This is a genomic window from Phenylobacterium soli, from assembly GCF_003254475.1.
GTDB lineage: Bacteria > Pseudomonadota > Alphaproteobacteria > Caulobacterales > Caulobacteraceae > Phenylobacterium > Phenylobacterium soli.
The window spans coordinates 767,318-780,239 of the sequence record NZ_QFYQ01000001.1 but is presented as its reverse complement, the minus strand read 5'-3'; the positions used below and the strand labels follow the sequence as shown (position 1 = coordinate 780,239).

At 69.4% G+C, this 12,922-nt stretch carries 11 protein-coding genes and 1 pseudogene; 8 read left to right on the top strand and 4 right to left on the bottom strand.

Annotation, left to right across the window (positions count from 1 at the left end; genetic code table 11):
* Positions 1-126 precede the first annotated feature (126 nt).
* Together DJ017_RS03990 and DJ017_RS03985 are read left to right on the top strand one after the other, a co-directional pair.
* Positions 127-2,211 (top strand): redoxin family protein, encoded by a 2,085-nt coding sequence (locus DJ017_RS03990; RefSeq protein WP_193539988.1) that lies wholly within the window; start codon positions 127-129, stop codon positions 2,209-2,211.
* A gap of 41 nt (positions 2,212-2,252) precedes the next feature.
* Positions 2,253-3,242: a D-2-hydroxyacid dehydrogenase gene (locus DJ017_RS03985; protein WP_111527498.1), complete on the top strand. Its 990-nt coding sequence runs from the start codon at positions 2,253-2,255 to the stop codon at positions 3,240-3,242.
* On the opposite strand, the gene DJ017_RS03980 is transcribed toward DJ017_RS03985, so the two are convergent.
* Complete coding sequence (locus DJ017_RS03980) at positions 3,239-3,874, bottom strand: TetR/AcrR family transcriptional regulator (RefSeq protein WP_111527497.1); 636 nt, start codon at positions 3,872-3,874, stop codon at positions 3,239-3,241. The two genes, DJ017_RS03985 and DJ017_RS03980, sit on opposite strands and share 4 nt — an antisense overlap.
* Before the next feature lie 243 nt (positions 3,875-4,117).
* On the opposite strand from DJ017_RS03980, the pseudogene DJ017_RS20735 reads away from it, so the two are divergent.
* Positions 4,118-4,312, top strand: a pseudogene (locus DJ017_RS20735) (TetR/AcrR family transcriptional regulator); the annotation flags it as partial.
* 126 nt (positions 4,313-4,438) lie between these two features.
* Positions 4,439-5,536, top strand: a complete 1,098-nt coding sequence (locus DJ017_RS03975) for a glycosyltransferase family 4 protein (protein WP_227000198.1) — start codon at positions 4,439-4,441, stop codon at positions 5,534-5,536.
* Positions 5,537-5,543: 7 nt separating this feature from the next.
* Here the strand turns inward: DJ017_RS03975 and phnE are convergent, their stop codons facing one another.
* From phnE to phnC, 3 genes are read right to left on the bottom strand one after another with little or no spacing between them, the layout of a single operon-like run.
* Complete coding sequence (gene phnE, locus DJ017_RS03970; protein ID WP_111527495.1) at positions 5,544-6,353, bottom strand: phosphonate ABC transporter, permease protein PhnE; 810 nt, start codon at positions 6,351-6,353, stop codon at positions 5,544-5,546.
* Entirely contained in the window at positions 6,353-7,381 is a 1,029-nt protein-coding gene (phnD, locus tag DJ017_RS03965) for a phosphate/phosphite/phosphonate ABC transporter substrate-binding protein (protein WP_111527494.1), read from the bottom strand. The genes phnE and phnD overlap by 1 nt, the downstream gene beginning before the upstream one ends.
* Positions 7,378-8,169 carry a phosphonate ABC transporter ATP-binding protein gene (phnC, locus tag DJ017_RS03960; protein WP_111527493.1) on the bottom strand — a complete coding sequence of 264 codons (792 nt, stop codon included), beginning with the start codon at positions 8,167-8,169 and terminating at the stop codon, positions 7,378-7,380. Before phnC ends, phnD begins: the two co-directional genes overlap by 4 nt.
* A gap of 329 nt (positions 8,170-8,498) precedes the next feature.
* Here phnC and DJ017_RS03955 point away from each other — a divergent pair, with 329 nt between their 5' ends.
* The 4 genes from DJ017_RS03955 (at position 8,499) to DJ017_RS20730 (ending at position 12,915) form a co-directional block, all read left to right on the top strand.
* Complete coding sequence (locus tag DJ017_RS03955; protein WP_111527492.1) at positions 8,499-9,767, top strand: type III PLP-dependent enzyme; 1,269 nt, start codon at positions 8,499-8,501, stop codon at positions 9,765-9,767.
* A 101-nt stretch (positions 9,768-9,868) separates the two neighbouring features.
* A complete protein-coding gene (locus tag DJ017_RS03950) occupies positions 9,869-10,927 on the top strand; it encodes a 1,9-bis(guanidino)-5-aza-nonane synthase (RefSeq protein WP_111527491.1) in 1,059 nt (352 codons plus the stop codon).
* Positions 10,928-11,073: 146 nt separating this feature from the next.
* Complete coding sequence (locus tag DJ017_RS03945; protein WP_111527490.1) at positions 11,074-11,886, top strand: acid phosphatase; 813 nt, start codon at positions 11,074-11,076, stop codon at positions 11,884-11,886.
* Positions 11,887-11,964: 78 nt separating this feature from the next.
* Positions 11,965-12,915: a hypothetical protein gene (locus DJ017_RS20730; RefSeq protein WP_227000006.1), complete on the top strand. Its 951-nt coding sequence runs from the start codon at positions 11,965-11,967 to the stop codon at positions 12,913-12,915.
* The last annotated feature ends 7 nt before the right edge of the window (positions 12,916-12,922 follow it).

Here is a 12,922-nt window from a genome sequence, read left to right as displayed (position 1 = left end):
CGAAACATTGATGCAACACGGGTATGCTGGATAGGATCGCTGAACGACGTTAAGTTCGGCGTTTCACACGCGGCCGCACGCACGGACCGCGGGATCGCCCGGCACAGACGGGGAGGAGATTTCCAGATGAAGACGGCGCGCATTTTCGTGCTCGCGGCGCTCGGTGGCGCGGCCCTGATGGCCGGCGCGGCGGCGACCGCCCTCAATCACAACGCCGGGCGCGCCGTGGCCGCGGAATCGGCGGCGGCCCAGCCGATGACCGTCGACAACTTCATGCTGGTCGACGCTGACCTCGGCGGCCACGAGCTCTACCGGATGGCCGACAAGTCGGCGATCGTGCTGATCACCCAGATGAACGGCTGCCCGATCTCGCGCAGCCAGGCGCCGGCCTACAAGGAGCTGCAGCAGCAGTTCGCGGGCAAGAACGTCGAGTTCATGATGCTGAACTCCAGCCTCCAGGACAGCCGCGAGGCGGTCCAGGCCGAGGCCAAGGAGGCCGGCTACGACATGCCGGTGCTGATGGACTCCAACCAACTGGTCGGCGAGTCCCTCGGCGTGCAGCGCACCGCCGAGGTGTTCGTCATCAACCCGAAGACCTGGCAGGTGGTCTACCACGGGCCGGTGGACGACCGCTCCGACTACGGCGGCGGGCAGAAGAAGGTGGAGCACCGCTTCGCCGCCGACGCGCTCACGGCCCTCCTGGCCGGCCAGCCGGTGCAGCAGGCCTCGCTGCAGTCGAAGGGCTGCCTGATCGACTTCCCGGCCAAGGCTAAGCCGCAGAAGATCTCCTACGCCCATGACGTGGCGCCGATCCTGGAGAAGAACTGCGTCTCCTGTCACCAGAAGGGCTCGATCGGCCCGTTCGCCATGGACAACTACGCCATGGTGAAGGGCTTCGCCCCGATGATCCGCGAGGTGATCCGCACCGACCGGATGCCGCCCTACAACGCCGATCCGCACGTCGGTAAGTTCTCGGACGACAAGAACCTGTCGGCCAAGGACATCAAGACCCTGGTCCACTGGATCGAAGAGGGCGCGCCGCGCGGCGACGGCCCCGATCCGCTGGCCGCCAAGCCGCACGTCGCCCAGGAGTGGCCGCTCGGCAAGCCGGACCTGATCCTCAACGTGCCGGCCTACACGATCCCGGCGACGGGCGTGGTCGACTACCAGCGGCCCTACGTCCTCAACCCGCTGACCGAGGGCAAGTGGATCAAGGCCTCGACCGTGAAGGTCGAGCAGCGCCAGGCGGTGCACCACCTCCTGACCGGCTACCTCAAGGAAGTGCCGGCCGACGGCAAGGCCAACGAGAGCCGCTGGGGCGTCTCGGTGGGCGGCTATGCGGTGGGCGCGGAGTCCGAGGTCTCGCCGACCAACGTCGGCACCTACCTGCCGCCGGGCGGCGCGGTGGGCCTGCAGGCGCACTACACCCCGTTCGGCAAGGAAGTGACGGACCACTCGCAGATCGGCCTCTACTTCTACAAGCCGAACGAGAAGCCGAAGCTGGTGCTGCACAACTCGGTGATCGTCGACAACTCGATCGTCCTGCCGCCGAACGACCCGCGTCACAAGGAAGTCGCCTACCTGGAGTTCGCGCACGACGCGCTGCTCTATTCGGCCTTCCCGCACGCCCACTACCGCGGCTACGCGGCCGACTTGTGGATCCGCTATCCGGACGGCAAGGAGAAGCTCCTGCTCAGCCTGCCGCGCTACGACTTCAACTGGCAGCGCGACTACAACTTCGCCGAGCCGATCAAGGTGCCGGCGGGCTCGAAGCTGATCGCCCACTTCATCTACGACAACTCCAAGGAAAACCCGGCCAACCCGGACCCGAACAAGACGGTGGTCTGGGGCGACCAGTCCTGGGAGGAGATGTTCTACACCGCGATCCGCTACCGCTGGGCCGACGAGACCTCGGATCGCTTCGTCAACTATGACGAGGCGCTGAACCAGGGCCGCATCTTCGGCATGCTGGACGACAACATCGACGGCAAGATCCAGCGGACGGAGCTGAAGGGCCAGGTGGGCGACAACCTCGCGAAGTATTTCGACCTGATCGACAAGGACCACGACGGCTCCCTCGACAAGGCCGAGATGGCCGAGGCCATGAAGATGATGGGCGGCTTCCGCCGCCGTCAGGCCGCCACCCCGGCGCCCGCGCCGGGCGCAGGCGCCGGCTCCGGGCAACCGGGCGCTGGCAAAGGCGGCCGCTGAGCGTGTAGGTCGGTCCCTCGCCTGACGCTGGGGACCGACCGATGCGCTTCCTGATCTACCACGCCTCCTATCACCGCCTGCAGGACGCCCTCGCCAAGGCCGCGCCCGGCGTCGAGTTTGTGCTGATGGACGACTCCGGCGCCCTCACCCTGGACACCCGGCCGATCGCCCTCGAGGAGGCAGGCGTCGAGGCCGCCTGGGCCAACGCCGAGGCCTGGTTCGGGCCGGCGGCGCGGGACTACACGGTCGCCATGCTGAAGAGCCCGGGGCTCAGGTGGCTGCAGAGCGGGGCGGCCGGTTTCGACCACCCGATGTTCAGCCAGCTGGTGCAGCGCGGCGTCAAGCTGACCACCAGCCACGGCCAGGCGGTCGGCATGGCCGACTATGTGCTGTGGGGCGTGCTCGACCACTTCCAGAAGGGGGCCGAGCGGCGCGCCGCCCAGGCCGCCCACCGTTGGGACCGGCTGCAGTTTCGCGACATCGAGCGCACGCGCTGGCTGGTGATCGGCTTCGGCTCCATCGGCCAGGGCGTCGGCCAGCGCGCAAGGGCGTTCGGCGCCCATGTGACGGGCGTGCGGCGCAACCAGGCGCCCCATCCGGCCGCCGACCTGATCGCCGCCGACAAGGACATCCCCGGCCTGCTGCCCGAGGCCGACGTAGTGGTCCTCTCCGTGCCGCTGACGCCCGAGACGCGTCACCTGGTCGACGCCGACTTCCTGGCGCGGATGAAGCCGCGCTCGGTGCTGGTGAACGTCGGCCGCGGCGGGCTCGTCGACGAGCCCGCCCTGCTGGCGGCCCTCGACAAGGGCGTACCGGAGTACGCACTGCTGGACGTCTTTGAGACCGAGCCCCTGCCGGCCGAAAGCCGGTTCTGGGACCACCCGCGGGTGACGCTCACCGCCCACGCCTCGGGGATCAGCGAGGGCCAGGCCCTGCGCAACGACGAGCTGTTCGTCGAGAACCTGCGCCGCTACGCCGCCGGCGAGCCGCTGCTGAACCTCGCCGATCCCAAGGACGTGCTGGCGGGCTAGTCCGTCCAGAGCTCCTGGATGTCGCCCTTGCGGTTCAGCATGCGGACCGCGCGCTTGACCACCTCGATCAGCCGCTCGCGGCGTTCGGGCACGTCGTAGGTCATGGCGCCGCGCGCGAGGCCTTCCAGCAGGAAGCGGCCGAGGTCGCGGCTGGTCTGGAAGCGCGGGTCGGCGCCGGCCTGGGCGATGGCGCCGAAGCGGGCGCCCACCTGGGCATGGTCGAAGGCGCTCTGCGCGTCGGCCAGCCGCTCGCGCAGCATGGGATCGGTGCGTGCGGCCGCCTCGAGCTCGGCGAAGGCGATGAACGGCGCCTCGTGCAGCAGCGACCAGTAGGCGTCGATGGCGTGCTCGGCGGCGTCGACCCCGGGCGCCGGCGGCTGTGAGGCGGCCTGCTCGAACAGCTTGGCGCGCTCCAGCTCGATGTGGGCGATGGCCGCCTCGACCAGCTCCTCACGGGTGGCGAAGTGATAGAGCATGGCGCCACGGGTCAGCTTGGCCGCGTCGGCGATCATGGCGTTGTTGGCGGCGTGATAGCCGACCTCAGCGAACAGCCGCATGGCGGCGTCGAGAATGCGCGCGCGGGTCCGCAGCGACTTGGGCGTCGCCTTGGCCGGGTAAGTACGGGCGTCCATCGGACCTTGTCGTCAGCGACCTGGGGAGGGTCTGCTCTGGGGGTCTAGGTAGTCGAACGGCGGTCTGGACGCCAGAAGGGCGCTCAACTGCGTCGAAATTGCGCCGCTTTGGCGCGGCATCGGGCGTTCGGGGGGCGCGGCGCCCGCCGATTCGGCGCTCAGGCCGGCGAACAGGGATCGATTGACAGCCGGACGCGAATACCGACAGTTGGCCTGCCACGAAAATCTGACAGTGGGGCTGTCATGAAAACGCCGTCTCCCCGGCCCTCTCCCAATCTGCGGGACCGCCAGCGGGAGGAGACGCGTGAGCAGATCCTGCGCGCCGTCGGCCGTCAACTGGAGAGCGCCCAGCTCGAGGACCTGTCGTTCTCGGAGATCGCCAAGGACGCTGGGCTCGGCGAACGGACCGTCTACCGCTACTTCCCCACCAAGGAGGCCCTGCTCGGCGCCTTCTGGGCCTGGCTGCAGAACCAGGCGGTCGCGCCCGCCGAGAAGCCGAAGAGCGCCGCCGCCCTGCCGCGCATCCGCGAGGCGATCACCGCCACCCGCGACGCCCACCGGCCGATGCGCATCCTGCTGGCCACCGACGCCTGGGAGCCGCAGGTCAACGGCGTGGTTCGCACCCTGACCCGGGTGGTCAAGGAGCTGCGCGATATGGGCCATGCGGTCGAGGTGATCAGCCCCGACCTGTTCAAGACCTTCCCGCTGCCGACCTATCCGGAGATCAAGGTGGCGATCGGCGCCTACGAGCCGGTGCAGGAGCGCTTCAAGGCCTTCGAGCCGGAGGCCATCCACATCGCCACCGAGGGCCCGATCGGCCTCGCCGCGCGGCGCATCTGCGTGGAATGGAAGCTGCCGTTCACGACCAGCTATCACACCCGTTTCCCCGAGTACGTCTCGGCCCGCCTGCCGCTGCCCCTGGCGGCCGGCTACGCCTACATGAAGTGGTTCCACAAGCCGTCGGGCCGGGTGATGGTCGCCACCCCGACCATGCGCGACGAGCTGTCGGGCCACGGCTTCCGCAACATCTCGTCCTGGTCGCGCGGGGTCGACACCGAAATCTTCCGCCCGCGCGGGCCCGAGGACGCGGACATCTTCAAGGACCTTCCGAAGCCGATCTTCCTCTATGTGGGCCGGGTGGCGGTGGAGAAGAACATCGAGGCCTTCCTCGGCCTCGACCTGCCCGGCACCAAGGTGGTCGTCGGCCCCGGGCCGCAGAAGGACGAGCTCGCCGCCAAGTACGCAGACGCGGTGTTCACCGGGCCGAAGTCCGGCGCCGACCTGACCGCGGCCTACAATTCGGCCGACGTCTTCGTCTTCCCCTCGCTGACCGACACCTTCGGCCTTGTCATCCTGGAAGCCATGGCCTCGGGCACGCCGGTGGCCGCCTATCCCGCCCCCGGGCCGATCGACATCATTCCGAACTCGGGCGCCGGCGTGCTGGCCCACTCGCCCACCGAGGGCCTGCGCGAGGCCTGCCTCGAGGCGCTGAAGCTCGACCGCAAGGCGGTGCGGGCCTTCGCCGAGACCTTCTCCTGGCGCGCCTGCGCGGAGGACTTCGTGCGCAACCTGCAGCCCTATCCGGAGCCCGAAAAGACCCGCTTCTGGCGCCGGTTGCGCCGTCTGGCGCGGGTGCGGCGGCGGCGGCCGGAGGCGGCCTAGACTCGCCCTACAGCAGCCGGCTGCGCATCGCCTGGCTGAGCAGGTCGATGAGGGTCACGGCCACGACGATGACGATGGCGATGGCCGAGACGGCCCGGTAGTCGAAGCCGTTGAGGCTGTCGAACAGCACCTGGCCGATCCCGCCGGCGCCGATCAGGCCGAGCACGGTGGCCGAGCGCGAGTTCGATTCGAAGCGGTAGAGGGCGTAGGAGGTCCACAGCGGCGCGACCTGCGGGATGACGCCCCAGACCACTTCCTGCAGCGGTGTCGCGCCCGTCGCGCGAACGCCCTCGATCGGGCCCTTGTCGATGGACTCGACGGCCTCCGAGAACAGCTTGGCCAGCACGCCGCCGGTGTTGAGCGCCAGGGCCATGACGCCGGCGAAGGGCCCGAGCCCGACGGCGACGATGAACAGGGTGCCTATGACCAGGTCCGGGATCGAGCGCAGCAGGTTCATGAGCACCCGCATGGACTGGGCGAGCCACGGCGGGGCGAGGTTGCGCGAGCAGGCGAGGCCGAACGGAATGGCCAGCAGCACCGCCAGCGAGGTGCCCCAGAGGGCGATCTGGATCGTCAGCCACATCTGGGCCACGTAGAGCCGCAGGTGGGCGAAGTCGGGCCGCAGGAACTCGCGGCCGAACTGCTGCATGTTCTGGGAATTGGTGAATAGGCGGGTGAAGTGGCCCACCTCCACCGGCTTGATGGAGATCAGCAGCAGGGCCAGCACACCGCCCCAGACCAGCAGGTCGGGGGCGCGCTGGGCGAGCGAGCGGCTCGGCGGCGAGGGAACCTCGCCCGGCTGGACGGCGGCGGTCATCAGACGTCGGGCTGGGCGGCGCGGCGCTGGGCGTTGGCGGCGCGGATCTGGTCGAAGGCGGCCTGGGCCTTGGCGATGCGCGCCTTGTCGCCGGTCTTGCGGGCCTCGCCGAGCTCGTTGGCGGCCTCCATCTCGCGGATCGGGTCGAGATAGGTGTCGTCGGCCGGCCGGAAGCCGCCGTAGGCCAGGTTCTTCAGGACCTCACGCTGCTTGTCGGCCTGCGGGCCCGTGCCCACGCCGTAGGTGAGGAAGAACTGGCGGATCTTCTCCTTCACGGCCGGATCGAGGTCCTTGCGCACCAGGATCGAGGATTCCGGCAGCGGCGGCGAGGTCCAGATGGTCTCGATGCGGGCGGCCGCCTCGGGGTTCTCGCGGGCGAAGAACAGGAGGCCGACGGTGTTGTTGGTGGCCACGTCCAGGACGCCGTTGGCCACCGAGTTCACATTGGCCTGGTGGCTGCCGTTCTTGACCGTCTTGAAGCACTGGGCGGGGTCGATGTTCTTCGGCGTGAAGAGGTAGGCCATGGGGGCGAGGGTGCCCGAGGTCGACTTGGTGTCGCCGAGGCCGAAGGAGTACTTCTTGCCGCAGGCCATCACCTTGTCGAGGGTGATGCCCGAGCCCTTCCTGACGATCAGCACCGACTTGTAGGTGGCGTCGCCGCCGGCGTCGACGACGCGGCCCAGCACCTCGGCGTCGGCGCGGCGCGTGGCCTCCAGGGCCGGATCGGCGGAGAACCAGCCGACCTGCACCTGGCCGAAGCGCATGGCCTCGATCAGCGAGGTGTAGTTGGTGGCGAAGTAGGGCTTCACCTTGACGCCGATCTGGTTCGACATGTCGTCGAGCAGCGGCTGCCAGAGCGGGCCCATGGAGGCCTGGTTCTCGGCCGACAGGATCGAGAAGGTCAGCTCCTTCGGCGTCTTGCCGGCGGTGGAGGGCTTCTCGCTGCAGGCGGCCAGCGACAGGGCCGCGGCCAGGCCGAGGACCATGCCCTTGAGGGCGCGGCCGCCAAGGAGGCTGCGACGGATCATTTGGGCGCTCCTTCCCAGAACACGTCCTCGAATTCCGGACCGTAGATGTCGATCAGCTTGTCACGCTTCAGCCCGGAGGCGGGACCGTCGTAAACGATTCTGCCCGCCTTCAGCGCGACCACGCGGTCGCAGTAGCGCAGGGCGTAGTCGACCTGGTGCAGGGTGACGACCACCGTCAGGCCGTCGGCCCGGTTGAGGTCGCGCAGGGCGTCCATCACGCGGCGGGCGGAGACCGGGTCGAGCGAGGCGACCGGCTCGTCGGCGAGGATGATCTTCGCCTTCTGGACGAGGGCGCGGGCGATGGCGCCGCGCTGCTGCTGGCCGCCGGAAAGGGTGTTGGCGCGCTGGCCGGCGTAGTCGGCGACGCCCATGCGGGAGAGCGCCGCCATGGCCGCGGTCTTGGTCTCGGCCGGCCACAGGCCGAAGAAGCCGCGCAACCGGTCGATTCGGCCGAGCGAGCCGAGCGCGACGTTGGTGAACAGCGACAGGCGGCCCACCAGGTTGAACTGCTGGAAGATCATGCCGATGCGGGTGCGCGTGCGGCGCACGTCGCCGGCGATGCGGCCGTTCTCCTGGACCGGGCCGCCGAACGCCTCGATGCGGCCGGCGCCGGTGTCGATGGTCTGCAGGGCGCTGATCGAGCGCAGCAGGGTCGACTTGCCCGAGCCCGACGGCCCGATGAGGGCGATCATCTCGCCCTTCCCAACCTCCAGGGACACCTGATCGAGCGCCCGTCGCGCGCCGAAGGTCTTGGAGGCGTTCCGTATCGACAGAACGGCGTCGGACATGGACGGCAGGGCTTCCCCGAAATCAGCACGCGCAAAGCGAGCCACCCCCCTGGATCGCCGAGCCTTGCGACGGCTTCATGACACGCCGGCGCCGGTTCGGTCCAGCCACCCGCGGTATCAGGCGATTCAAGCCTCTGATCGCCCAGAAGAAACAGGAGCTCAACACGGCGCGATAACCATGTTCTCGAAGTATGACAGTCTGACGCGCGGTAAGACTCTTTACATCCCCGACTGATACCCCTATTTGCGCGTCTTCCGGCGGACCCGATGTCCTAACAAGCGCTGCTAACGCCGGTCTGGGTTCAACAATTCCTTGGGGGTTGCGTGAGGTGCACACGTACCATACGCCCCTGGACCTGGTCCGCGAGCGGTCCCCGGAGCGTCCCGTCGCCCTAGCGCGACCGGACGTGGTGGCCACAGCGGCGCGCTGGTTCCAGGACAATTTCAAAGGTGACGTTTTCTACGCGGTGAAGGCGAACCCTTCGCCGTGGGTGGTCGAGACCCTCGCCGGCAACGGCGTGAACGCCTTCGACGTCGCCTCCATCCCTGAAGTCGAGCTGGTGGCCGAGCACGCGCCGGGCGCGCGCATGGCCTTCATGCACCCGGTGAAGAGCCGGGCGGCCATCGCCAAGGCCTACTTCGACTACGGGGTGAAGACCTTCTCGTTCGACACGCACGAGGAGCTCGCCAAGATCCTCGAGGCCACCGGCGGCGCCGACGACCTGTCGCTGATCGTCCGCCTGGCGGTCTCGGCGGACGGGGCGGCCTACTCGCTGTCGGGCAAGTTCGGCGTCGACCTCCACGAGGCCCCGTCCCTGCTGCTGGCCGCGCGCCGCGCGACCCAGGACCGCATGGGCGTCTCGTTCCACGTGGGCAGCCAATGCATGCGGCCGACGGCCTTCCAGGCCGCCATGGCCCAGGCGAGCCGCGCCATCGTGCGCGCCGGCGTCATGGTCGACGTGGTGGACGTGGGCGGCGGCTTCCCGTCGGTCTACCCGGGCATGGTCCCGCCGCAGATGTCGGACTACGTGGACTCCATCCAGCGCGGCTTCGCCGACATGATGGTCCACGAGGACACCGAGCTGTGGTGCGAGCCGGGCCGGGCGCTGGTCGCCGAGGCCCAGTCGATCCTCACCAAGGTCGAGCTGCGCAAGGGCGAGGCGCTCTATCTGAACGACGGCAGCTACGGCAGCCTGTTCGACGCCGCGCACGCCAAGTGGCCGTTCCCGGTGAAGCTCTATCGCGGCGGCGCCGAGGCTCAGGAAGTGGAGGGCCCCCTGAAGCCCTTTCGTTTCTACGGACCGACCTGCGACAGCCTCGACCACATGCCGGGCCCGTTCTGGCTCCCCGAGGACGTCCGCGAGGGCGACTATGTGGAGATCGGCATGCTGGGCGCCTACGGCGTGGCCATGAACACGCGCTTCAACGGTTACGGCGACGCCGAGACCGTGGTCGTGGGCGATGCGCCGATGGCGTCCATGTTCGGCCTGGCCGGCCGCACCATCCCCCTGCCGCGCGAGCGCCAGGAGGAGGAGCGCAAGGTCGTCCGCCTGTCGCGGCCAAAGGGCGCGGCCGGCAAGAAGCGCCGCAAGCGGTAACAACCGTCTTACGGGAAGTGTTATAGGCGCGGCCGGTCGCTCCGTCCCGGCCGCGCCTCGCTATTTGGACGGGCGCTCAAACCTCAAGGGAACGAAGGGTCATGAACGCTCCTTCCAAGAACACCAACAAGAAGGCCGAGCTGCTTTCGAAGACCGTCGAGCACGTGGCGATCGACCAGTACGACGCCCGCCCGGTGATCGACGCCATGCGCAAGATGAGCTTCACCAGCCGCGACACCGCGCGCGCGGCCGACATCTGGTCGATGTCGCTTGAGGACAAGGACTGCTCGACCTGGCTGACGCTGGCGGGCTCCACCTCGGCGGCCGGCTGCATGCACATCTACCGCGACATGGTGAAGTACGGGATGATCGACGTGATTGTGGCCACCGGCGCCTCGATCGTCGACATGGACTTCTTCGAGGCGCTGGGCTTCCGGCACTACCAGGCCCAGGGCGGCGTCGACGATCGCGACCTGCGCGACCTCTACATCGACCGGATCTACGACACCTACATCGACGAAGAAGAGCTGCAGAACTGCGACGGCACGATCTACGATCTGTGCAACGCGCTGGAGCCGCGCCCCTATTCCTCGCGCGAGTTCATCCACGAGATGGGCAAGTGGCTGGCGGCGGGCAACGCCAAGAAGCCCGGCAGCCTGGTGCAGACGGCCTATGAGGAAGGCGTGCCGATCTTCTGCCCGGCCTTCACCGACAGCTCCGCCGGCTTCGGCCTGGTGAAGCATCAGGTGGAGCGGATGAAGGAAGGCAAGCCCTACCTGACCATCGACAGCGTCGCCGACTTCCGCGAGCTCACCGACATCAAGATCAAGGCGGGCACCACGGGCCTGTTCATGGTCGGCGGCGGCGTGCCGAAGAACTTCGCGCAGGACACCGTGGTCTGCGCGGAGATCCTCGGCCACGAGGCGGAGATGCACAAGTACGCGGTCCAGATCACCGTGGCCGACGTGCGCGACGGCGCCTGCTCGTCCTCGACGCTCAAGGAGGCCTGCTCCTGGGGCAAGGTCGACGTCACCTGGGAGCAGATGGTGTTCGCCGAGGCCACCACCGTGGTCCCGCTGATCGCCTCCAACGCGTGGCATCAGGGCTCCTGGAAGACCCGCGAGAAGCGCCGCTGGGCCAAGCTGTTCGAAGCCAAGTAGGCCGTTCGACGGCCGACGGAACGAGGAAGCCCGCCGCGGTCGCCGCGGCGGGCTTTTTCGCGTCCGGCCGCCACACGGCCTGCGATCGGTTGAACCCCGGCCGCGGCTCTGCGACACCTGCCGCCTCAGGGGTTCGGGAGCAGGTCATGGGGATGAAGCTTGGCGCGGCGGCGGTCGCGAACGCCCTGATCCTGGTGGCGGGCGCAGCGATCGCCCAGCAGGCGGCTCCCCAGGCGGCGATGACGCCGGCGCCGCGGGCCTCCGGCTATCTCGGCGAGAGCGCGCCGGACACCTACGCCGTCCTGCCGCCGGCGCCCAGGCCCGGCGATCCGCGCGATCGCGCCGACCGGGAGATCTATCGCGCCACCCGGCGCTACGAGCACGACCCACGCTGGGCCATGGCGCAGAACGACGCCAACTCCGCCGGCATCGTCAAGGACCTGGCCTGCGCGCTCGGGGTCGAGCTGACGCCGAAGAACGCGCCGCGCACCCTGGCCCTGCTCGCCAAGGTGGCGCCTGATGCGAGCCGGGCGACGAACCGGCCGAAGGACATCTACCAGCGGCCCCGCCCCTACCTGCGCGACAAGGGCGCGATCTGCGTGCCGCGCGACGCCTCCCTGGCCGCCAGCCCCGACTATCCCTCCGGCCACAACACTTGGAGCTGGACGGTGGGCCTGATCCTCGCCGAGCTCGCCCCCGACCGGGCGGCCCCGATCCTCACCCGCGCGCGCGCATTCGGCGAGAACCGGCTGGTCTGCGGCGTGCACTCGCTGAGCGCGGTCGACGCGGGCCGCGACAACGGGGCGATCCTGGTGGCGGCGCTGCACGGCGTCGCCCAGTTCCGGTCGGACATGGACGCGGCGCGGGCCGAGGTGGCCGCCGCCCGCGCGGCCGGACCCGCGCCCGACGCCGCCGCCTGCGCCCAGGAAGCCGCGCTGATCGCCAAGAACCCGTACTGAACTCCACCATAGGCGCCTTGTCCGAACGCCTCGCGCCCCTCATCCTAGATACCGATGTTAGGTCTGGGGGAGCAGGCCATGACCGCACCCGCAACGGCCGCGCCGCTCGCGCCGCTCGGCGACGACGAAGGCCGGCTGCGGCTCATGAGCCGGCTGACGGTGGCCTATGTGCTCGACGCCGTCGCCATCGCCCGCGGCGACGGGCACGTGCTCGACACCCTTCTGGTCAGCGCCATCATCCAGGCCAACGTTCAGGAGATCAGCCGCCGGCCTGACCTGCACCGCGCCTACGCCGAGAGCGACGAGATCCCGCCCGACGATCTGCGCGTGCCGATTAGCATCAACGCCCTCTCCAGCTCCCTGCAGATCCCGTTCGAGACCGCCCGGCGTCGGGTGAAGGGCCTGGTGGCCGAGGGGATGTGCCGCACGGTCGGCGGCGGGGTCATCGTGCCGGCGGAGGTGCTGCAGCGGCCCCACTACTACGCCGACGCCTTCCGCGGCTTCCAGCGGCTGCAGACCTTCTATTACCAGCTGGCCGACCTCGGGCTGTTGCGCGACCTGCCGGCGTCGGCCGCCGAGCCCGGCGCCGTCTTCCCGATCCGCGCCGCGGCGCGCCTGGTAGGCGCCTACATGCTCCGGGTCGTCGAGGACCTGGCCAAGATCGGCGACCTGCTGGACGCCCTCATCCTGCTGGAGATCTTCCGCTCCAACGTCGCCGACTGGCCGGCCGACCTCGCCCATTCGGCCCCGATCCCGGACGACCGGCGCCTTCCCATGGCGGCCCAGTCCCTCGCCGTCCGGCTGGGCGTGCCCTACGAGACCGCCCGCCGGCGCGTCACCGCCCTGATGGAGGCCGGCTTCTGCGAGCGGGTGAAGGGCGGACTGATCGTGCCGGCCCGCACCCTCGCCGGGCCGAGGCTGCGCCCGGCGCTGATCGACAACGCGTCCAACCTGCACCGGCTGTTCGCCGCGCTGTCGCAGCTCGGGGTGCTGAAGGTCTGGGACGAGGCCCGACCGCTGGCAGGATGACGGGTCC

What these genes read in the sequence shown, in the direction of transcription:
- DJ017_RS03975 (WP_227000198.1), top strand. Translation starts at nt 4,439, where the DNA reads ATGCGCATCCTGCTGGCCACCGACGCCTGGGAGCCGCAGGTCAACGGC.
- phnE (WP_111527495.1), bottom strand. Translation starts at nt 6,353, where the DNA reads ATGACCGCCGCCGTCCAGCCGGGCGAGGTTCCCTCGCCGCCGAGCCGC.
- phnD (WP_111527494.1), bottom strand. Translation starts at nt 7,381, where the DNA reads ATGATCCGTCGCAGCCTCCTTGGCGGCCGCGCCCTCAAGGGCATGGTC.
- DJ017_RS03980 (WP_111527497.1), bottom strand. Translation starts at nt 3,874, where the DNA reads ATGGACGCCCGTACTTACCCGGCCAAGGCGACGCCCAAGTCGCTGCGG.
- phnC (WP_111527493.1), bottom strand. Translation starts at nt 8,169, where the DNA reads ATGTCCGACGCCGTTCTGTCGATACGGAACGCCTCCAAGACCTTCGGC.
- DJ017_RS03985 (WP_111527498.1), top strand. Translation starts at nt 2,253, where the DNA reads ATGCGCTTCCTGATCTACCACGCCTCCTATCACCGCCTGCAGGACGCC.
- DJ017_RS03990 (WP_193539988.1), top strand. Translation starts at nt 127, where the DNA reads ATGAAGACGGCGCGCATTTTCGTGCTCGCGGCGCTCGGTGGCGCGGCC.
- DJ017_RS03945 (WP_111527490.1), top strand. Translation starts at nt 11,074, where the DNA reads ATGGGGATGAAGCTTGGCGCGGCGGCGGTCGCGAACGCCCTGATCCTG.
- DJ017_RS03950 (WP_111527491.1), top strand. Translation starts at nt 9,869, where the DNA reads ATGAACGCTCCTTCCAAGAACACCAACAAGAAGGCCGAGCTGCTTTCG.
- DJ017_RS20730 (WP_227000006.1), top strand. Translation starts at nt 11,965, where the DNA reads ATGACCGCACCCGCAACGGCCGCGCCGCTCGCGCCGCTCGGCGACGAC.